We start from the raw sequence: 19,135 nt of genomic DNA on the forward strand, positions 1-19,135 counted from the left end.
CTACTTCTGATAAATCGCCTCGATCTCGTCCGCGTAGTCCTTCGCCACCACATTCCGCTTCAGCTTCAGCGACGGAGTCAGATGCCCCGACTCCTCGGAGAACTGAGACGGCAGAATGCGAAACTTCCGCACCGATTCCGCCTTCGACACCGCCGCATTGCCGTCATCCACCGCACTCTGGATCGCCGCGATCAGATCCGGGTCCTGATGCAGCGACGCAGCGGTGGAGCCCTCCGGCTTGCCGTGCTCGGCCGCCCAGCGACCAAGGAACTCCTCGTCGATGGTGATCAGCGCGCCCACGAACGGCCGCGCGTCACCGACCACCATGCACTCCGCGACCAGCGCATGCGCACGGATCCGGTCCTCGATCACGGCCGGGGCGACGTTCTTGCCGCCCGCGGTGACGATGATCTCCTTCTTGCGGCCGGTGATCCTCAGGTAGCCGTCCTCGTCCAGGGTGCCGATGTCACCGGTGTGGAACCAGCCGTCGGCCAGCGCCTCCTCGGTCGCACCCGGGTTGTTCCAGTACCCCGTGAACAGGTGCTCGCCGTGCAGCAGCACCTCACCGTCGTCCGCGATCCGCACCACGGAGCCCGGCAGCGGCTGGCCGACCGTGCCGATCTTCTGCCGGTCCCAGGGGTTGAACGCGGTCGCGGCACAGGACTCGGTCAGGCCGTAGCCCTCCAGGACCGTGAAGCCGATGCCGCGGAAGAAGTGACCCAGGCGCTCGCCGAGCGGGGCGCCGCCGGAGATGGCGTACTCGCCCTTGCCGCCGAGCACCGCCCGAAGCTTGCTGTAGACCAGCTTGTCGAACGTCTTGTGCTTGATCTTCAGACCGAGTGACGGGCCCGACGGGGTGTCCAGCGCCTTGCTGTAGGCGATGGCGGTGTCCGCCGCCTTGTCGAAGATCTTGCCCTTGCCGTCCGCCTGCGCCTTGGCGCGCGCCGAGTTGTAGACCTTCTCGAAGACGCGCGGCACGCCCAGAATCAGCGTCGGCCGGAACGCGGCCAGTTCGTCCGTGAGGTTCTTGATGTCCGGTACGAGGCCCAGCTTGATCGGCGCCATCATCGGCGCGACCTGCACGAGCCGTCCGAAGACGTGCGCGAGCGGCAGGAAGAGCAGCACCGAGCACTCGCCCGTGCGGAACAGCGGACGCAGGCGCTCCACGATGTTCCCGCACTCCGCGAAGAAGCTGCGGTGGGTGAGCACACAGCCCTTCGGGCGCCCGGTGGTCCCGGACGTGTAGACGATGGTCGCCGGGTCGTCGGCCTTCGCGAGCGAGCTGCGCTCCTCGACGGTCTGGTCGGCCACGTCCTGACCGAGCCGGCCCAGCTCCTCAAGACCGCCGGCCTCGATCTGCCAGACGTGCTTCAGGGCGGGCAGCCGGTCGCGCACCGACTCGACGGCGGCCGCGTGGTCGTCCATCTCCACGATGCAGGCGGTGGCGCCCGAGTCGCTGAGGATCCACTGCATCTGCTCCGGCGAACTGGTCTCGTACACCGGCACGGTGACCGCGCCCGCGCACCAGATCGCGAAGTCGAGCAGCGTCCACTCGTAGCGGGTACGGGACATCAGACCGACCCGGTCGCCCGGCTCGACGCCGGCGGCGATCAGGCCCTTGGCGGCCGCGTGCACCTCCGCCAGGAAGACGGTCGCCGTCACGTCCTGCCAGGCACCGCCCACCTTGCGGGCGATCACAGCGACGTCAGGATGCTGCGCGGCGTTTCTCCGGACGATGTCGGTGAGATTGCCGTCCGCAGGGACTTCGTACAAAGCCGGAAGGCTGAACTCGCGCAAGACTGCTGCTCCTCATAGGGCGCCGGCGCCACGACGTTGTGTGATGCGACGATGCGGTCCAAGACTCGGGCAGGTACTCGGGACCCCGACATGACCGTTGTTGAAAATGATCATTGTTGAAATCCTGAGTACGACTGGACTGCCCGGACGTTACCCGCCGGTATGGCGTCTTCGACAGGGGGTCCCGGCGAGATGTTCGCTGCGTCACACAGATTGGTGTTCCTTCGCGCACAGTAGTCCACGGTTTTGATGCCGTGCCAGTAACCGCAGGTCCAGCTGGCACTGTTCACGTACATCGCACACGCCTACCCTTGATCGCCATGGCACCCACACCAGCCGGTAACCGCCGGACACGTGTTCATGTGGTCAGTGACGTGCACGGAAACGCGCGTGACCTGGCCAGAGCCGGTGCGGGCGCGGACGCCCTGATCTGCCTGGGCGACCTGGTGCTGTTCCTCGACTACGCCGACCACTCGCGCGGCATCTTCCCCGACCTGTTCGGTGTCGCGAACGCCGACCGCATCGTCGAGCTGCGCACCGCCCGGCGCTTCGAGGAGGCGCGGGTGTTCGGGGCGAGCCTGTGGGCGGGCATCGGCGGGGACCGGGCCGCAGCGATCGAGAAGGCCGTACGCAAGCAGTACGCCGAGATGTTCGCGGCGTTCCCGACGCCGACGTACGCGACGTACGGCAATGTCGACATGCCGCCTTTGTGGGCCGAGTACGCAGGGCCGGGCACGACCGTCCTCGACGGGGAGCGGGTGGAGATCGGGGGCCGGGTCTTCGGCTTCGTCGGCGGCGGGCTCCGCACACCGATGCGCACGCCGTACGAGATCAGCGACGAGGAGTACGCGGCGAAGGTCGAGGCGGTGGGGGAGGTGGACGTGCTCTGCACACACATCCCTCCGGAGGTCCCCGAGCTGGTCTACGACACGGTGGCGCGACGCTTCGAGCGGGGCAGCAGGGCGCTGCTGGCGGCGATCCACCGGACCCGGCCCCGCTATGCGCTGTTCGGTCATGTCCATCAGCCGCTGGTGCGCAGGATGCGGATCGGGGCCACGGAGTGCGTGAACGTCGGGCACTTCGCGGGGACGGGGAAGCCGTGGGCGCTGGAGTGGTGACGGTCCCCCGACGGCGGTGAAGGCGGCAAGGCGGGTGCGCGGTAGCCTTCACGCTGCACACACGTGCTCACGAGGACGATCTCGATGGTCTACCGGCCCGCATCTGGAGGAGCCACAGCGATGGCGGAACACACCAGCTCGAGCATCACGATCGAGGCGGCACCGGCCGATGTCATGGAGGTGATCGCCGACTTCGCCCGCTATCCCGACTGGACCGGCGAGGTGAAGGAGGCGGAGGTCCTCCGGACGGACGGTCAGGGGCGTGCCGAGGAGGTCCGTCTGGTGATGGACGCCGGGGCGATCAAGGACGACCAGACGCTGGCGTACACCTGGACCGGGGAGCACGAGGTGTCCTGGACGCTGGTGAAGTCCCAGATGCTGCGGTCCCTGGACGGCTCGTACATCCTCAAGCCGGCCGGCGCCGGTTCGACCGAGGTCACCTACCAGCTGACCGTCGACGTCAAGATCCCCATGCTCGGCATGATCAAGCGCAAGGCCGAGAAGGTCATCACCGACCGGGCGCTCGCGGGACTGAAGAAGCGGGTGGAGTCCGGGGAGAAGTAGCCCTGGAGGCTGTGCCGGGCCCCGGTCCGGCCGACGGTACGCACAGGTACCGTTCACCCCCATGCGCACCATCCTGATCACCGGCCCGGGCGGCAGCGGTCGTACGACCGTCGCCGCCGCCACCGCGCTCGCCGCCGCCCGTGACGGCATCGAGACGCTCGTGCTGAGCGGCGATCGGACGGACACGCTCGGAGCCGCGCTGGGGGCAGATGTCGGACCGGCGCCGACCCGGGTCGCCCCGCACCTCACCGCCTGGCGACCGGACGCAGCCGGAGCGTTCCGTGCCGACCTCGCCGCCTTCCAGGAACGCGCGACCGCCGCCTTCGAACTGCTCGGTGCCTCCCGGCTCGACCCGGAGGAGGTCACCCCGCTCCCCGGCGCGGAAGAGCTCACGCTGCTGCGCGCACTGCGGGACGCCGCCCTCGCGGAGGCGCACGAACTGCTCGTCGTGGACCTGCCGGCCATCCCGGACGCCCTGGCTCTGCTCTCCCTGCCCGAGGAGCTCCGGCGCTATCTGCGCCGCCTGCTCCCGCCCGAGCGGCAGGCGGCCCGCGCCCTGCGGCCCGTGCTGGGGCGGCTCGCCGGGGTTCCCATGCCCGCGGAGTGGCTGTACGAGACCGCCGCCCGCTGGGACACCGAGCTCGCCGCCGTCGAGGCCGTCGTCGCCGACCGGAACACCGTCGTACGGCTCGTCGCGGAGCCCGGTCCGGGCGGCGCCGACGCCGTACGCACGGCCACCCTCGGTCTCGCCCTGCGCGGCCTGCGCCCCGATGTCCTCGTCGCCAACCGCGTCCTGCCCGACACCGCCGCCGACAGCTGGCTCTCCGGGCCCGTCGCCCAGCAGCGCAAGGCACTGGAGGACTGGGAGGGGGCGTACGAGGTCCACATCGCCCCGCATCTCGGCCGTGACCCCCGCGGCGCCGACGACCTCACCGCCCTCACCGTCCCCGTTGTCAACACACGCCCCTCCACCGTGGAGTGGCCGGTCACCGACCGGCTCGCCGACGACGGCGACAGCCGGATCTTCGTATGGCACATCCCGCTGCCCGGCGCCCTGCGGGACGACCTGGACCTCGTCCGGCGCGGCGATGAACTCGTCGTCAGCGCAGGGCAGTTCCGCCGTATCGTCGCGCTGCCGTCCGCCCTGCGCCGCTGCACCGTGGAGGGCGCCGCCCTGCGCGACGGCGAGCTGCGCGTCCGGTGCGCGCCGGACCCCGATCAATGGCCGAGGACCCGGTGAAACCGGTACGCCCGTTCGGGTAACGTCGTAGAGACGAACCGTAGTCAGGAGTCCGTCATGAGCGAAGAGCGCGAAGAGCGCCCCGCGTCCGACGCCGCTCAGGAGAAGCTCGAGAAGTACGAGACCGGCGAGCGGCAAACTGTCGACGAGGCACGCGCCACCGACGCCGACGCCTGGGCGACGGCGTGTGCCGAGGACCTCGCGGCGGAGAAGGCCCGCCGCCGCACTGCCTACGGCCCGCCGCCCGGCTCGGCCGCCGAGGAACTGCGCAAGTTCGTCGACACCGTCGCGGACAAGCTGTCCGGCCTTCAGTCCCCGCTGCTCGGTGCGGTCGCGGGGCCGGCCGCCGAGCAGGTGGTGCGGCAGGTGGTCCAGCAGGCGAAGGCCGCCGTCGAGCCCGTCATCGAACGCAACCCGGACATCTTCGACCACCTGGCGGCGGCCGGCAACGAACTCCTCGCCGCCTACCGCTCCGCCGTCCAGGCCCAGGAGGGCCGCTGGACCGGCCGGATCGACGAGCTCGACGAGTCCACCGACGACAACCCTGACGACCCCGGCGAGGGCACCGGCCCCGGCCAACGCATCGACTTGGACTGAAGCCCCTGTCTCGGGTGAGCGGCAGGTGCCCCCATCAGCTCCGCCGTGACTCCCTCCAGGCCCGCCCTACGGGCGGACGACGGGACCCTGGCGGCAGGCCCTCGGGTACGGTTGGCCGTAGCGGGGCTCGACCGAAACTGAGGGATTCATGGGACTCACCATCGGCGTCGACATCGGCGGCACGAAGATCGCGGCCGGCGTGGTCGACGAGGAAGGCAACATCCTCTCGACCCACAAGGTGCCGACCCCGGGTACGCCCGACGGCATCGTGGACGCCATCGCCTCCGCCGTGGAGGGGGCACGTGCCGGGCACAAGATCGTCGGCGTGGGTATCGGTGCCGCCGGTTACGTCAACCGACAGCGCTCGACGGTGTACTTCGCGCCCAACATCGACTGGCGCCAGGAGCCGCTGAAGGAGAAGGTCGAGCAGCGCGTCGGCCTCCCCGTGGTCGTGGAGAACGACGCCAACGCCGCCGCGTGGGGCGAGTACAAGTTCGGCGCCGGCAAGGGCCACCGCAATGTCATCTGCATCACGCTCGGCACCGGCCTCGGCGGCGGCATCATCATCGGCAACAAGCTGCGCCGCGGCCACTTCGGCGTCGCCGCCGAGTTCGGCCACATCCGGATGGTCCCGGACGGCCTGCTGTGCGGCTGCGGTTCACAGGGCTGCTGGGAGCAGTACGCGTCCGGGCGGGCCCTCGTCAGATACGCCAAGCAGCGCGCCAACGCCACCCCCGAGAACGCAGAGATCCTCCTCGGCCTCGGCGACGGCTCCCCCGACGGCATCGAGGGCAAGCACATCTCCATGGCCGCCCGCCAGGGCGACGCCGTCGCCGTCGACTCCTACCGGGAACTGGCCCGCTGGGCCGGCGCCGGCCTCGCCGACCTGGCCTCCCTCTTCGACCCCTCCGCCTTCATCGTCGGCGGCGGCCTCTCGGACGAGGGCGAACTGGTCCTCGACCCGATCCGCAAGTCCTACAAGCGCTGGCTGGTCGGCGGCAACTGGCGCCCGGTCGCCGAGGTGATCGCCGCGCAGCTGGGCAATGAGGCAGGCCTGGTGGGCGCGGCGGACCTGGCAAGGGAGCCGGACCCGATCATGTAACGGTCACTTGACGCCCTGAGGGGCGCGGGGAACTGCGCGACAAGCCACACACGACCGGTAGTCGCCCACCAACCCCGCGCCCCGAGCTGTTCGGCGTACATTGATCGACATGTCGCAGCTCCCTGACTCCCGCACAGAGCCCGACGGTTCAGCCCTCATCCGCGTCCTGAGCTACAACATCCGCTCGATGCGAGACGACCCCACCGCCCTCGCCCGCGTCATCAGCGCCTGCGCCCCCGACCTGGTCCTGATCCAGGAAGCCCCCCGCTTCTTCCGCTGGCGCAAGAAGCTCGCCCGCCTGGCACGCGCGGCGAACCTGGTGATCCTCTCCGGCGGAGGCACGGCAGCCGGACCCGCGATCCTGTGCAACCTCCGCGCCACGGTCGAGCGAACAGAGGACGTCCTCCTCCCGCTCACCCCGGGGCAGCACCGCCGAGGCTTCGCCACCGCCGTCGTACGCTTCGGCTCCACCCGCCTCGGCGTGCTGAGCTGCCATCTGTCGCTACAGAAGGACGAGCGCTACGACCAGTCCGGCATGCTCCTCGACCGCCTCGCCGGCATGGGTGTGGACCACGCGATCGCCGGCGGCGACCTCAACGAACGCCCCGGCGGCCGCGCCTTCACCCGGCTCACCGAGCCCCTCCAGGACTGCTGGGCCACCGCCCCCTGGGGCGGCGAAAACACCTGGACACACACCGAACCCCACCGCCGCATCGACGCGATCTTCGCCACGAAGGGCATCGAGGTACTCGGCTGCGGGGTACCCGTCGGCCACCCCGGAGTGACCGAGGCAGATCTGAGGATGGCGACGGATCACTTGCCCGTGCTGGCCGCCCTCAGAATTCCGGCCTCTTAGACGACCGCACCCCGCCCCGGATCGTCGTCGTCCTCGTCATCCGTGCGCATCCGCATCACCAGCGTGGCGAAGCCGCCCACGAAGCCGCCGATGCCGAGCGTGGTGAGCCACCAGGTCATTTCCCAGCCGAGCAGGACCGCGAGCAGCAGCAGGAGCGGCCCGCCGATCACACCCAGCCAGGCGAACTTGGAGGTGGCGTCGGCGGCCGGCAGCGGCGGCGGCTCGGGCGGTACGAAGTGGCCCTCGTCGTCCTCGGTGAAGTCGTCCTCGGACGGCTCGGGCGCGGTGTAGTCCCGGGGGCCGCCGACACCGGGCGCGAAGGAGACGGAGCTGCCCAGCGGCTTGGCCGGTTTGTCGCCCTCCGCCGGCTCCTCGGCCTCTTCGGCTTCCTTGGCCTCCGGCGTCTCCTTGGGGCTCTCGTCGTTGGTCTCCGGCTCCAGCAGCGCCAGGTCCTCGACGGACTTGAAGGGCTTGGAGCCCGGCGGGTCCGGCGGCTCGGCGCCGTACCCCTCGACGATCGCCTCCCACGCGGCGGCCTCGTCGAAGGGCACACCCTGCTCGTCCGGCTCGCGGTCCTCGCGGTCGGAGTCGTGCTCAGCCACCTGCGGCCGTCCCTTCCTTGCCGAGACTGGGTGCGAGCCGGCCGATGAACGCGAAGCTCTCCGCGAAGATCCGGTCCGCGTCGTGGTCCAACGTCGCCACGTGGTAGCTCTGTTCCAGCAGGATCTCCTGCACGTCCGTCGACGAGATCCGGCTGAGGACCCGCGCCGAGTCGGCGGGCGGCACGACGTGGTCCTGCGGGCTGCGCAGAAGCAGCAGCGGCTGGGTGACCTGCGGCAGCTCTCCGTCGACCTGCTGGAAGAACCTTCGCAGGGAGTGCGCCGCGTGCAGCGGCACCCTGTCGTACCCGATCTCCACGCTGCCGGGCAGGGCGATGTCGCTGGCGATCCCCTTCGTCGTACGGACGAGGTGGCGGGCGACCGGAAGGGCGTACGCCGCGAGGCCGTGCACCTTGTTGGCGGGGTTGACGACCACGACGCCGCTGATCGCGTCCCCGTGCTTGGCGGCCAGCCGCAGGGCCAGCGCGCCGCCCATGGACAGGCCCGCGACGAAGACCTGCGTGCAGCGCTCGCTCAGGGCGCGCAGCTCGCGGTCCACCTCGGCATACCAGTCCTGCCAGCCGGTGAGCTGCAGGTCCTCCCAGCGCGTGCCGTGCCCGGGCAGCAGCGGCAGGGAGACGGTCAGGTCGCGCTCGGCGAGATACTCCGCCCAGGGGCGCAGCGACTGCGGTGAGCCGGTGAAGCCGTGGCACAGAAGGACGCCGATCTCCCCGCCCTCGTGGCGGAACGGCTCGGCTCCAGGGAGGAGCGGCACCTTCGGTCTCCTGTTCTCGGGGGCGGTTGCAGGTACTTCACCGTACGCGACCGCACTGACACCGACCAGGGTCGTCGGGTCCTTTGACAGTGCGCCGGGTTAAGGTCTGACCGACGAACACAGGAGGCATTCGGTTGTTGTACGGCGCGATGAAGGTATCCATCGGGGGGCCGCTGAAGCTCGCCTTCAGACCCTGGGTGGAAGGCGTGGAGAACGTACCCGCCGAGGGCCCCGCGATCCTGGCGAGCAACCACCTGTCGTTCTCGGACTCGTTTTTCCTGCCCGCGGTCCTCGACCGCAAGGTCACCTTCATCGCGAAGGCCGAGTACTTCACCACCCCCGGCATCAAGGGCCGGATGACCGCCGCCTTCTTCAAGGGCGTCGGCCAGCTGCCCGTGGACCGTTCCGGTGCGCGGGGCGCCGGCGAGGCCGCCATCAAGAGCGGCATAGACGTGCTGGAGCGCGGTGAGCTGTTCGGGATTTACCCGGAGGGCACGCGCTCGCCCGACGGCCGCCTCTACCGGGGCAAGCCCGGCGGCCTCGCGCGCGTGGCGCTCGCGAGCGGTGCGCCCGTCCTCCCGGTCGCCATGATCGACACGGAGAAGATCCAGCCGCCGGGGAAGGTGATGCCGAAGCTGATGCGCCCGGGCATCCGCATCGGCAAGCCGTTGGACTTCAGCCGCTACAGCGGCATGGAGCACGACCGTTTCGTGCTGCGCGCGGTGACCGACGAGGTCATGTACGAGATCATGAAGCTCTCCGGCCAGGAGTACGTCGACATCTACGCGACCGCCGCCAAGCGGCAGATCGCGGAGGCGGCCAAGGCCGAGAAGGACGCGGAGAAGGCGGCCAGGGCCGCGCTCGCGCAGGCCGAGAAGGAACGTGCCGAAAAGGAGAAGTCCGAGTCCTAGGCAGGCAGTCCGGGACTCAGGGGGTGGGGGATATGACCAAGCGCGAGCGCGTCATGCGAATGTCGGTCGAGCAGCCGCTGTGGCGTGCCCTCACCGGCTACCGGATCCTGACCCTGCTCTATGCGATCGGGCTCTTCGCCACCTCCTACGACGAGTTCACCCGCCCCTGGGTGGCCATCGCCTTCTACGCCGTGCTGTCCGTCTGGACGTTCGCGACCCTGCCCCGGGTGGCGAACGCGGCGAGCTGCACCAAGCGGTTCCTCGCCGTCGACCTCACCATCGCGCTCACCGGCATCCTGCTCACCGGGCTCGCCGCCAGCCCCGAGCGGATCGACGCCGGCGGCTCGACCCTGCCGTCGATATGGACCGCCGGTTCCGTGCTCGCGTTCGCCATCAAGGGCGGCTGGCGCTGGGCCGTCTTCGCCTCCACACCGGTCGCCGTCGCCAACCTGATCTACCGCGGCGCCCCGGCCCGCGACACCGTCCACAACGTGATCCTCGTCTGGGTCGCCTCCATCGCCATCGGCTACGTCGTCGAGGTCGCCCGAGCCTCCGAGCGCACCCTCGCCCGCGCCCTGGAGATCGAGGCCGCCACCCGTGAGCGGGAGCGGCTCGCCCGGGACATCCACGACGGCGTCCTCCAGGTCCTGGCGATGGTGCAGCGGCGCGCCGCTGTCGTCGGCGGCGAGGCGGCCGAGCTGGGCCGCATGGCGGGCGAGCAGGAGGTGGCCTTGCGCACGCTGGTCTCCGGCGGCCTGGTGCCCGTCTCCCGGGTGTCGGAGGACGTGGCCGAGGGGGCGGTCGTACGAGCCGTCGAAGAACCGGACGACGACGGACCTGTGGACCTGCGCTCGCTGCTCGCCCCCTTTGCGGGCGCCCGGGTCAGCCTTGCCGAGCCCGGTGCCCCCGTGCCGCTGCCGTGGGCCGCGGCGAAGGAACTGGCCGCGGCCGTCGGAGCCGCCCTGGACAACGTCCGCAAGCATGCGGGGGAAGACGCCCGGGCGTGGATCCTGGTCGAGGACGAGGCCGACGAGGTCGTGGTGACCGTACGGGACGAGGGGCCAGGCATCCCCGAGGGACGGCTCGCACAGGCCGAGGGCGAGGGGCGGCTAGGGGTCGCCCTGTCGATCCGGGGGCGGCTGCGCGACATCGGCGGCAGCGCCGAGCTGATCTCGGTGCCGGGGCAGGGCACGGAGGTCGAACTGAAAATGCCGAAGCAGATGTCACGGGGGACGCGATGAGCGAGCGACAGAGCCCGATCAAGGTGATGGTGGTCGACGACCACCCCATGTGGCGTGACGCCGTCGCCCGGGACCTGGGCGAGTCCGGCTTCGAGGTGGTGGCCACCGCGGGCGACGGCGACCAGGCCGTGCGCCGTGCCAAGGCCGCCGTCCCGGACGTCCTGGTGCTCGACCTCAACCTCCCCGCGAAGCCCGGTGTCCAGGTCTGCAAGGAACTCGTCGGCCACAACCCGGGGTTGCGCGTCCTGGTGCTCTCGGCGAGCGGTGAGCACGCCGACGTACTGGAGGCGGTGAAGTCGGGCGCGACCGGCTATCTGCTGAAGTCGGCGTCGACCGAGGAACTGCTCGACGCGGTGCGCCGTACGGCCGTCGGTGACCCGGTGTTCACGCCGGGCCTGGCCGGCCTTGTCCTCGGCGAGTACCGGCGGCTGGCCTCCGAGCCCGAGTCGGCCGCGCCGGACGCCGAGCATCCCAGGGCCCCGCAGCTCACCGATCGGGAGACCGAGGTACTGCGGTTGGTCGCCAAGGGCCTGAGCTACAAGCAGATCGCCGAGCGTCTCGTCATCTCGCACCGGACGGTGCAGAACCACGTGCAGAACACCCTCGGCAAGCTCCAGCTGCACAACCGCGTGGAACTCGTGCGGTACGCCATAGAGCGCGGACTTGACGACGAGTAAACCGACCGCCGGATGATTCACCGGAATTGCGCTTCCGACCCATCCCTAGGTGACCTGGATCACTATTAGCGTGGCCCTCACCAGGCAACCGCGGCGAAGGGACATTTCCATGCGGGTCGGAGTACTGACCGGAGGCGGCGACTGCCCCGGGCTCAACGCCGTCATCCGGGCCATCGTCCGCAAGGGCGTGCAGGAGTACGGCTACGACTTCGTCGGCTTCCGGGACGGCTGGCGCGGTCCCCTCGAGAACGACACCGTACGGCTGGACATCCCCGCCGTACGCGGCATCCTGCCTCGTGGCGGCACCATCCTCGGCTCCTCGCGGACGAATCCGCTGAAGCAGGAGGACGGCATCCGCCGCGTCAAGGAGAACCTCGCCAAGCAGGAGGTCGAGGCACTCATCGTGATCGGCGGCGAGGACACCCTCGGTGTCGCGGCGCGGCTGTCCGACGAGTACGGCGTGCCGTGCGTCGGCGTCCCCAAGACCATCGACAACGACCTGTCCGCCACGGACTACACCTTCGGCTTCGACACCGCGGTCAGTATCGCCACGGAGGCGATCGACCGCCTCCACACCACCGCCGAGTCGCACATGCGTGTCCTCGTCTGCGAGGTCATGGGCCGGCACGCGGGCTGGATCGCCATCCACTCCGGGCTCGCGGGCGGCGCCAACGTCATCCTCATCCCCGAGCAGCGCTTCGACGTCGACCAGGTGTGCGCCTGGGTCACCTCCCGCTTCAAGGCGTCGTACGCCCCGATCGTCGTCGTCGCCGAGGGCGCCATGCCCAAGGACGGCGACATGGTGCTCAAGGACCAGTCCCTCGACTCCTTCGGGCATGTGCGGCTGTCCGGCGTCGGCGAGTGGCTGGCCAAGGAGATCGAGAAGCGCACCGGCAAGGAGGCCCGCACCACCGTGCTGGGGCACATCCAGCGCGGCGGCACACCCAGCGCCTTCGACCGCTGGCTCGCCACCCGCTTCGGGCTGCACGCCATCGAGGCCGTCCGCGACGGCGACTTCGGCAAGATGGTCGCGCTGCGCGGCACGGACATCGTCCGCGTCCCGATCGGCGAGGCCACGGCCAAGCTGAAGACGGTCGACCCGAAGCTCTACGAGGAGGTCGGGGTCTTCTTCGGCTGATCCGGCAGTGTGTGGTTATGGGCCGTACATTCGGCCCATAACCCCTCGGCACGTCCTCGACTACAGGGCCGGCCGTCGCTCGGAGAACGTGCTGGTGCCGTGCAGCTGACCGACCAGTTCACGGACGACGGCGGCGCCGTTCAGCGTCAGCACGGACTCCGGGTGGAACTGGATCCCGGCGAAGCCCGGGCCGCGCAGGGCGTGGACCTCGTACGACGCGCTGCGGCTGACCTCGATGCCGTGCGCGGCCAGTTCCTCGGCCGTCCCGTCGTCGCAGCGCGCCACGAAACTGTTGTAGAAACCGACGGTCTCCGGCCGCCCGAACAGCTCGATCTCCGTCTGCGCACCCTGGTACGGGACCTCCTTCCGTACGATCTCCAGGCCCAGCTCGGCCGCGATCAGCTCGTGCCCGAGGCAGACACCGAGGACGCCGTGCCGGTTGCCGCCACGGATCACCTCGGCGGTGAGGCCGCGCAGGAAGCTCATCTTGGGGTCTGTCAGGTCACTCGGGTCGCCAGGACCAGGGCCGAGCACCACCGGGCCGTCGTGCGTGACGACGGCTTCCCGGACGCCCGGTTCGTCGTAGCGGCGAACGGTGACGCTGAGCCCGGACGACCGCAGGACGTGCGCGAGCATCGCGGTGAAGGTGTCTTCCCCGTCGACGACCAGGGCGTGTCCGGCGAGCTCTGTGGAGGGCTCCTGCATCCGCAGCCAGAAGGGGGCCAGGGCTTCCCGGCGCCCGTCCAGCGCGGCCCTTACACGCGGGTCGTCGGCCAGCCGGGGTCGCTTGTTCTCCTCGCGCGGTCTGGACGGGCGTACGCCCAGAGCCGCCAGCACTCCGGCCGCCTTGGCGTGTGTCTCCGCGACCTCGCTCGCCGGGTCCGAGCCGCGGACGAGCGTGGCGCCGACCGGTACCCGCAGCCGTCCGTCCATGTCGATGTCGGCGGTGCGGATGAGGATGGGGGAGTCCAGGGTCTGGGCACCACCGGAGTCCTGGCCGAGCAGCGCGAGCGCACCCGCGTAGTAGCCCCGCCCGCCGACCTCGTGCCGCTCGATGACCCGGCAGGCGTTCTGCACGGGGGAGCCGGTGACGGTGGCCGCGAACATCGTTTCGCGCAGGACGTCCCGCACGTCCAGTGAGGACTTCCCCCGCAACTCGTACTCGGTGTGCGCGAGATGCGCCATCTCCTTCAGACGGGGCCCGACGACCACCCCGCCCATGTCGCCGACCGTGCACATCATCTTGAGCTCCTCGTCGACGACCATCGACAGCTCCTCGATCTCCTTGCCGTCGGCGAGGAAGTCGAGCAGGTGCTCGGGGGTGGGGCCTTCGGCCGGGTAGCGGTACGTCCCGCTGATCGGGTTCATGACGACGGTGCCGCCTGACATGCGCACGTGTACCTCGGGGCTCGCGCCGACCAGCGTGCGGTCTCCGGTGTGGACGACGAACGTCCAGTACGCACCCCGCTCGCCCTCCAGGAGCCGCCGGAACAACGCCAGCGCGTCGGCCCTGGAAAATCCGGGGATCTCACCCTCGTACGTCCGCCGGATGACGAAGTTGGCGCCCTCGCCCCGCCCGATCTCCTGCCGCAGCACCCGCCCGACGATCTCCGCGTACTCCTCGTCGCCCACGTCGAAGCCGCCGCCCTCGACCCGGACGTCATGCGTGGGGAGCTGTCGCAGGGCCTCGGTGAGCGGGATGCCGTACCGCTCCTCGGGCGTGAGCACCGTCAGCGGTGTGCCGTCGTCGCGGACGTCGAAGCCGCGCTCGCGGATCTGGCGGTACGGGATGAGCGCGAGGCCCTCGTCGGGGAGGTCGGCGAGGCGGTCGTACGTGCGGACCGGGCCGAGGAGCAGCTCGACGGTGTCCTGGTCGTGTCCTGGGGTGCGGCGGCGGAGCAGGGCGAAAGGGCGGTCGTCGTGCGGGAGCTGCGCCAGGTCCATGGTTCCTCTTCCGTGGGTGATCGGGGAGGAACGGTCCGGGTGCCGAAAACACCGAAGGCCGCCCCTCGGGCGGCCTTCGCGAAGTGGTGCGTACGCGCAGTCAGTGGGCCGCCGGAGAAGCGGTCCACCACCAGTTCTGGATCGAATGCGCGAACATGGGGCGCACCCTACCCGAAGTCCTGGCGTACCGGATGTCTCATTTCCTGGGCACCGTCCTGAGACCGTGACATCACCCCGTAATGTTGAGGTCGTGACCGTGAACGCTAAGACCAGCGCGCGCGCTGGCAACACCTGGCGAGACCTGCCCGCGGCGCAGCAGCCCGAGTACCCCGACACCGAGGCTCTGCGCACAGTCGTTGCGGAGCTCGAGTCGTATCCGCCGCTCGTCTTCGCGGGCGAGTGCGACCAGCTGCGTGCCCGGATGGCGGCCGTAGCCAAGGGAGAGGCGTTCCTGCTCCAGGGCGGCGACTGCGCGGAGGCCTTCGACGCGGTCTCCGCCGACCAGATCCGCAACAAGCTCAAGACGCTGTTGCAGATGGGCGCCGTGCTGACGTACGCCGCCTCGGTACCGGTCGTGAAGGTCGGCCGGATCGCCGGCCAGTACTCCAAGCCGCGCTCCAAGGGCACCGAGACCCGCGACGGCGTGACCCTGCCGACCTACCGCGGCGACTCGGTCAACGGCTTCGACTTCAACGAGAAGGCCCGGATCCCGGACCCCGAGCGGCTGAAGCGGATGTACAACGCGTCCGCGTCGACGCTGAACCTGGTGCGCGCCTTCACCACCGGTGGGTACGCGGATCTGCGTCAGGTGCATGCCTGGAACCAGGACTTCGTGAAGTCCTCCCCGTCCGGGCAGCGTTACGAGCAGCTGGCGCGGGAGATCGACCAGGCGCTGAACTTCATGCACGCCTGCGGGGCCGACCCGGAGGAGTTCAGGACGGTCGAGTTCTACTCCTCGCACGAGGCGCTGCTGCTCGACTACGAGTCGGCGCTGACCAGGGTCGACTCCCGCACCGGGCAGCTGTACGACGTCTCCGCGCACATGGTGTGGATCGGTGAGCGCACCCGGCAGCTGGACCACGCGCACATCGAGTTCGCCTCGAGGATCCGCAACCCGATCGGCATCAAGCTCGGCCCGACGACGACGGCCGAGGAGGCGCTGGAGTACATCGAGCGCCTGGACCCCGAGCGTGAGCTGGGCCGGCTGACCTTCATCGTCCGGATGGGCGCCGACAAGGTCCGGGACAGGCTCCCCGAGCTGATCGAGAAGGTCACCGCCTCGGGCGCCACGGTGGCCTGGGTGACGGACCCGATGCACGGCAACACCTTCGAGGCGGCCTCCGGGCACAAGACCCGCCGCTTCGACGATGTGCTGGACGAGGTCAAGGGCTTCTTCGAGGTCCACAAGTCGCTGGGCACCCACCCGGGCGGTATCCACGTCGAGCTCACCGGTGACGATGTCACCGAGTGCGTGGGCGGCGGCGACGAGATCTTCGTCGACGATCTGCACCAGCGCTACGAGACGGCCTGCGACCCCCGGCTGAACCGCAGCCAGTCCCTCGATCTGGCCTTCCTCGTCGCCGAGATGTACAGGGACCAGTGACGGGTTCGCCTGTTACAAGCACATGAAGTAGGGCGTGGATCACATACGATCCACGCCCTACAGCACTTTTAGGCCGCCCGTGAGACGGGTAAGGTTAGGTTAGCCTCACCGATTATCGGGACGGCACGACCTTACGAAATCCCGTCGGGAGGTGACCCGCGTGTACGTCTGCAACTGCTTCGGAGTGACCGAGGCGCAGGTGAAGAAGCACGCGGAGGGCGGCGCCTGCTCCCCCCGCCAGATAGCCTCGGCCTGCAAGGCGGGTACGGACTGCGGGTCGTGTGTACGCCGGATCCAGGCGCTCCTGGGCCGAGACGCGTGTCCCAGACGTGAGCCGGCCGATCGGGGCCAGCCGGCGCTTGCCGAACTGGAAGGGCTGGAAGAAGCCGCCTAGCCGGCCGCTCGACTAGCTCGGCTGCTCGATCTGCTGCGCGATGTAAAGCGCCTCCCCGAGCTTCTCGATGAGTTCCAGCTGTGTGTCCAGATAGTCGATGTGGTGCTCCTCGTCCTCGAGGATCGACTCGAAGATGTTCGCGGACGTGATGTCGCCCTTCGTGCGCATCACCTCGATACCGCGCTTGAGGCGGTCGATCGCCTCGACCTCCACCTGCCGGTCGGCCTGGAACATCTCGGTGACCGTCTGGCCGACCCGCACATGGAACAGACGCTGGTAGTTGGGCAGGCCGTCCAGCATGAGGATGCGCTCGGTGATCTTGTCCGCGTGCTTCATCTCGTCGATGGATTCTTCACGCGTGTACTTGGCGAGCTTGGTCCAGCCGTTGTTGTCCTGGATCCGGTAGTGCAGCCAGTACTGGTTGATCGCCGTCAGCTCGCCGGTGAGCTGTTCGTTCAGAAACTCGAGGACCTCGGGGTCGCCCTGCATCGCAGAGGCTCCTTCCAAGCGGGGAACTGGCAGGTTGCGCCGCATCCTTGCACCGGTGACAAAGATCGTCCAGTAAGTCTTCACTTAGTAAGTAAGGGCATGCTTAGTCCGATTTGTACGGCCGAGGGTGGGGCTGGTCGGGTGCACTGCCTCGGGTCTGTCAGGATGGAGACATGGGTCAGCCGGTGGAGAGCGAATCTGGAGGAGTGGCGCAGCCGGAGCTTCCGCCGGGGCAGCGAGTGCAACGCGGCTGGCCGGTCACGCACTACGGCCCCGTCCCCAAGTTCCGGCCCGAGCGCTGGGAGTTCAGGGTCTTCGGCGCCACCGCGGACGGCGAGAAGCGCTGCTGGACCCACGAGGATTTCGCGGCCCTGCCGTACGCCAGCGTCGTGGCCGATCTGCACTGCGTGACCAAGTTCAGCATGATCGGCGCGGAATGGGGCGGCATTCCGGCCCGTGCGATCCTCGAGATCGCCCCGCCCGCATCCGAGGTCACCCATGTGATGGTGTGGGCGGAGTACGGGTTCAGCTCCAACCTGCGCCTTGCGGACTTCGCCGCCGAGCGCACGATCTTCGCCACCCACAAGGACGGCGAACTGCTCACCGCCGAGCACGGCTTCCCGCTCCGCCTCGTCGTCCCCCATCTGTACGCCTGGAAGGGCCCCAAGTGGGTCCGCGGAGTGGAGTACATGACCGCCGACCGCCGTGGCTTCTGGGAGGAGCGCGGCTATCACAACCTCGGCGATCCCTGGAAGGAACAGCGGTACTCGTACCAGGAGGAGCCGGGGGACGGGCCCGACCTCTGAGCTCTCCCGGCGTGCCGGTCAGTGGTGGTACTGCTGCACCACCGCATGCCCCTTGCCCCGTCAAGGGCCGTTTCGCGCCGGTAAGCTCGTTGCCGGTTACTACGACAACCATGCAGGGAGCCCCGGATGGCCGTCTTCAACGTGATCTTCTCGGAGGCGGCGGCGCGGGTGCGCGACAGTCTTACGGACGACCGCCTTCTGGCGCTTCGGCGTGGCCTCGCCATACTGGCCGAGGACCCGCGCAGTAAGATCTCCGCTGCTATCTCGGGAGATGAGAACACCCGCTCGGTCGCGCTGACCCACACCATGGCGATCGAGTACGTCATCAGTGACGGCCTGCTGATCGTGCTCGTGGTCCACCTTGTCGACACCTCGCACGTGCTGGTCGAGACCGAGGACTGACCCGCGGAATCAGCCGTCGCGGAGCTTCTTCAGCCGCTCCACGTCCGCCGCGTGCCCCTGCTTTCCGCCCGGCGTCTCGATGATCAGCGGTACGCCCTCGGTCGCGGGGTGGGTCATCAGCGCGCGGAACGGGTCCTCGCCGATATGACCGGCGCCGATGTTCTCGTGCCGGTCCTTGTGGGCGCCGACGACGTCCTTGGAGTCGTTGGCGTGGATCAGCTTCAGCCGGCCCTCGCCGACCGTGTCCACCAGCAGGTCGAGCGTCTGGTGCATACCGCTCGGGCCGGTCAGGTCGTGTCCGGCGGCGAAGATGTGGCAGGTGTCCAGGCAGACGCCCAGCATCGGATGGGCGTCCAGCGCCTCGAAGTACGGCCCGAAGTCCCAGGTGCGGGAGCAGAGCGAGGCCCCCTGGCCCGCCGTCGACTCCAGCAGCAGAAACGGGTCGTCGTCGTGGGTCAGCTCATCCAGCAGCGGCAGCAGATACTCCCGTACCTGCTTGAGCGCCACGGAACGCTCGCGGCCGCCGGTCGCGCTGCCCGTGTGCACGACCACGCCCAGCGCCCCGATCTCCCGGCCGCGCCGAAGCGAGTGCCGCAGCGACTCCACCGACCTCTCCGCGGTGGCCTCGGTGTGCGAGCCGAAGTTGATCAGGTACGGGGCATGGACGTACGCCGGGATCGACTCGGCGGCACAGGCGGCCCGGAACTCCTCGTCCTGCCGTGGGTTCCCGGTGGGCGTGGCCCAGCCGCGCGGGTTCGCGACGAAGACCTGCACGGTCTCGGCCTTGAGGTCACGGGCGTACGACAGGCCTACGGAGTTCAGGCCGCCGGCGACGGGGACATGCCCGCCGACGGGATTGCGGAGCTGCTTGCCGGTCACGTG

Annotated in this window: 21 protein-coding genes; 14 read left to right on the forward strand and 7 right to left on the reverse strand. The window is 69.5% G+C overall.

What is annotated here, in order from left to right:
* Positions 1–1,797, reverse strand: coding sequence for a long-chain fatty acid--CoA ligase (locus KCH87_RS18990; protein WP_210587337.1), 1,797 nt, complete (start codon positions 1,795–1,797; stop codon positions 1–3).
* Positions 1,798–2,159: 362 nt separating this feature from the next.
* Between KCH87_RS18990 and KCH87_RS18995 the strand changes: the two genes are divergently transcribed.
* The 6 genes from KCH87_RS18995 to KCH87_RS19020 all read left to right on the forward strand — a co-directional run bounded on the left by KCH87_RS18995 (position 2,160) and on the right by KCH87_RS19020 (position 7,274).
* Complete coding sequence (locus tag KCH87_RS18995) at positions 2,160–2,915, forward strand: metallophosphoesterase (protein WP_210587619.1); 756 nt, start codon at positions 2,160–2,162, stop codon at positions 2,913–2,915.
* A 120-nt stretch (positions 2,916–3,035) separates the two neighbouring features.
* Complete coding sequence (locus KCH87_RS19000; RefSeq protein ID WP_210587338.1) at positions 3,036–3,479, forward strand: SRPBCC family protein; 444 nt, start codon at positions 3,036–3,038, stop codon at positions 3,477–3,479.
* A gap of 61 nt (positions 3,480–3,540) precedes the next feature.
* Positions 3,541–4,719, forward strand: a complete 1,179-nt coding sequence (locus KCH87_RS19005) for an ArsA family ATPase (protein WP_210587339.1) — start codon at positions 3,541–3,543, stop codon at positions 4,717–4,719.
* A 57-nt stretch (positions 4,720–4,776) separates the two neighbouring features.
* Positions 4,777–5,316 (forward strand): DUF5304 domain-containing protein, encoded by a 540-nt coding sequence (locus KCH87_RS19010; RefSeq protein ID WP_210587340.1) that lies wholly within the window; start codon positions 4,777–4,779, stop codon positions 5,314–5,316.
* Between the two features lie 148 nt (positions 5,317–5,464).
* Positions 5,465–6,418: an ROK family glucokinase gene (locus tag KCH87_RS19015; RefSeq protein ID WP_210587341.1), complete on the forward strand. Its 954-nt coding sequence runs from the start codon at positions 5,465–5,467 to the stop codon at positions 6,416–6,418.
* Between the two features lie 109 nt (positions 6,419–6,527).
* Entirely contained in the window at positions 6,528–7,274 is a 747-nt protein-coding gene (locus tag KCH87_RS19020; RefSeq protein ID WP_210587342.1) for an endonuclease/exonuclease/phosphatase family protein, read from the forward strand.
* Here KCH87_RS19020 and KCH87_RS19025 read toward each other — a convergent pair.
* Positions 7,271–7,876, reverse strand: a complete 606-nt coding sequence (locus KCH87_RS19025; RefSeq protein ID WP_210587343.1) for a hypothetical protein — start codon at positions 7,874–7,876, stop codon at positions 7,271–7,273. The two genes, KCH87_RS19020 and KCH87_RS19025, sit on opposite strands and share 4 nt — an antisense overlap.
* Positions 7,869–8,648: a carboxylesterase gene (locus KCH87_RS19030; protein ID WP_210587344.1), complete on the reverse strand. Its 780-nt coding sequence runs from the start codon at positions 8,646–8,648 to the stop codon at positions 7,869–7,871. The genes KCH87_RS19025 and KCH87_RS19030 overlap by 8 nt, the downstream gene beginning before the upstream one ends.
* Positions 8,649–8,797: 149 nt before the next feature.
* Between KCH87_RS19030 and KCH87_RS19035 the strand changes: the two genes are divergently transcribed.
* The 4 genes from KCH87_RS19035 to KCH87_RS19050 all read left to right on the forward strand — a co-directional run bounded on the left by KCH87_RS19035 (position 8,798) and on the right by KCH87_RS19050 (position 12,615).
* Entirely contained in the window at positions 8,798–9,559 is a 762-nt protein-coding gene (locus KCH87_RS19035) for a 1-acyl-sn-glycerol-3-phosphate acyltransferase (RefSeq protein ID WP_210587345.1), read from the forward strand.
* 32 nt (positions 9,560–9,591) lie between these two features.
* Positions 9,592–10,800, forward strand: a complete 1,209-nt coding sequence (gene macS, locus KCH87_RS19040) for a MacS family sensor histidine kinase (RefSeq protein ID WP_210587346.1) — start codon at positions 9,592–9,594, stop codon at positions 10,798–10,800.
* Entirely contained in the window at positions 10,797–11,477 is a 681-nt protein-coding gene (locus KCH87_RS19045) for a response regulator transcription factor (protein WP_210587347.1), read from the forward strand. The genes macS and KCH87_RS19045 overlap by 4 nt, the downstream gene beginning before the upstream one ends.
* A 109-nt stretch (positions 11,478–11,586) precedes the next feature.
* Complete coding sequence (locus KCH87_RS19050) at positions 11,587–12,615, forward strand: 6-phosphofructokinase (RefSeq protein ID WP_210587348.1); 1,029 nt, start codon at positions 11,587–11,589, stop codon at positions 12,613–12,615.
* 60 nt (positions 12,616–12,675) lie between these two features.
* On the opposite strand, the gene KCH87_RS19055 is transcribed toward KCH87_RS19050, so the two are convergent.
* Together KCH87_RS19055 and KCH87_RS50765 are read right to left on the reverse strand one after the other, a co-directional pair.
* Positions 12,676–14,559, reverse strand: coding sequence for an anthranilate synthase family protein (locus tag KCH87_RS19055; protein WP_210587349.1), 1,884 nt, complete (start codon positions 14,557–14,559; stop codon positions 12,676–12,678).
* Between the two features lie 100 nt (positions 14,560–14,659).
* Positions 14,660–14,716 (reverse strand): trp operon leader peptide, encoded by a 57-nt coding sequence (locus KCH87_RS50765; protein WP_142195936.1) that lies wholly within the window; start codon positions 14,714–14,716, stop codon positions 14,660–14,662.
* Positions 14,717–14,809: 93 nt separating this feature from the next.
* Here KCH87_RS50765 and KCH87_RS19065 point away from each other — a divergent pair, with 93 nt between their 5' ends.
* Complete coding sequence (locus tag KCH87_RS19065) at positions 14,810–16,162, forward strand: class II 3-deoxy-7-phosphoheptulonate synthase (RefSeq protein WP_210587350.1); 1,353 nt, start codon at positions 14,810–14,812, stop codon at positions 16,160–16,162.
* Between the two features lie 151 nt (positions 16,163–16,313).
* Positions 16,314–16,556, forward strand: a complete 243-nt coding sequence (locus KCH87_RS19070) for a bacterioferritin-associated ferredoxin (protein ID WP_210587351.1) — start codon at positions 16,314–16,316, stop codon at positions 16,554–16,556.
* Positions 16,557–16,568: 12 nt separating this feature from the next.
* On the opposite strand, the gene bfr is transcribed toward KCH87_RS19070, so the two are convergent.
* A complete protein-coding gene (gene bfr / locus KCH87_RS19075) occupies positions 16,569–17,045 on the reverse strand; it encodes a bacterioferritin (protein WP_210587352.1) in 477 nt (158 codons plus the stop codon).
* 173 nt (positions 17,046–17,218) lie between these two features.
* On the opposite strand from bfr, the gene KCH87_RS19080 reads away from it, so the two are divergent.
* Both KCH87_RS19080 and KCH87_RS19085 read left to right on the forward strand, forming a co-directional pair.
* Positions 17,219–17,851 carry a sulfite oxidase-like oxidoreductase gene (locus tag KCH87_RS19080; RefSeq protein WP_210587353.1) on the forward strand — a complete coding sequence of 211 codons (633 nt, stop codon included), beginning with the start codon at positions 17,219–17,221 and terminating at the stop codon, positions 17,849–17,851.
* Between the two features lie 126 nt (positions 17,852–17,977).
* Positions 17,978–18,253: a hypothetical protein gene (locus tag KCH87_RS19085; RefSeq protein WP_210587354.1), complete on the forward strand. Its 276-nt coding sequence runs from the start codon at positions 17,978–17,980 to the stop codon at positions 18,251–18,253.
* Positions 18,254–18,262: 9 nt separating this feature from the next.
* On the opposite strand, the gene KCH87_RS19090 is transcribed toward KCH87_RS19085, so the two are convergent.
* Positions 18,263–19,132: a deoxyribonuclease IV gene (locus KCH87_RS19090; RefSeq protein ID WP_210587355.1), complete on the reverse strand. Its 870-nt coding sequence runs from the start codon at positions 19,130–19,132 to the stop codon at positions 18,263–18,265.
* Positions 19,133–19,135 lie beyond the last annotated feature (3 nt).

It is taken from the genome of Streptomyces sp. GESEQ-35 (genome assembly GCF_017948485.1).
In the GTDB taxonomy this organism is placed as follows: Bacteria; Actinomycetota; Actinomycetes; order Streptomycetales; family Streptomycetaceae; genus Streptomyces.

Excerpts from the sequence above, each read along its gene's own strand:
- KCH87_RS19080 (WP_210587353.1), top strand. The coding sequence starts at position 17,219 with ATGGGTCAGCCGGTGGAGAGCGAATCTGGAGGAGTGGCGCAGCCGGAG.
- KCH87_RS19085 (WP_210587354.1), top strand. The coding sequence starts at position 17,978 with ATGGCCGTCTTCAACGTGATCTTCTCGGAGGCGGCGGCGCGGGTGCGC.
- KCH87_RS19045 (WP_210587347.1), top strand. The coding sequence starts at position 10,797 with ATGAGCGAGCGACAGAGCCCGATCAAGGTGATGGTGGTCGACGACCAC.
- KCH87_RS19020 (WP_210587342.1), top strand. The coding sequence starts at position 6,528 with ATGTCGCAGCTCCCTGACTCCCGCACAGAGCCCGACGGTTCAGCCCTC.
- macS (WP_210587346.1), top strand. The coding sequence starts at position 9,592 with ATGACCAAGCGCGAGCGCGTCATGCGAATGTCGGTCGAGCAGCCGCTG.
- KCH87_RS19055 (WP_210587349.1), bottom strand. The coding sequence starts at position 14,559 with ATGGACCTGGCGCAGCTCCCGCACGACGACCGCCCTTTCGCCCTGCTC.
- KCH87_RS19035 (WP_210587345.1), top strand. The coding sequence starts at position 8,798 with ATGAAGGTATCCATCGGGGGGCCGCTGAAGCTCGCCTTCAGACCCTGG.
- KCH87_RS19015 (WP_210587341.1), top strand. The coding sequence starts at position 5,465 with ATGGGACTCACCATCGGCGTCGACATCGGCGGCACGAAGATCGCGGCC.
- KCH87_RS19010 (WP_210587340.1), top strand. The coding sequence starts at position 4,777 with ATGAGCGAAGAGCGCGAAGAGCGCCCCGCGTCCGACGCCGCTCAGGAG.
- KCH87_RS19005 (WP_210587339.1), top strand. The coding sequence starts at position 3,541 with ATGCGCACCATCCTGATCACCGGCCCGGGCGGCAGCGGTCGTACGACC.
- bfr (WP_210587352.1), bottom strand. The coding sequence starts at position 17,045 with ATGCAGGGCGACCCCGAGGTCCTCGAGTTTCTGAACGAACAGCTCACC.
- KCH87_RS19050 (WP_210587348.1), top strand. The coding sequence starts at position 11,587 with ATGCGGGTCGGAGTACTGACCGGAGGCGGCGACTGCCCCGGGCTCAAC.
- KCH87_RS19000 (WP_210587338.1), top strand. The coding sequence starts at position 3,036 with ATGGCGGAACACACCAGCTCGAGCATCACGATCGAGGCGGCACCGGCC.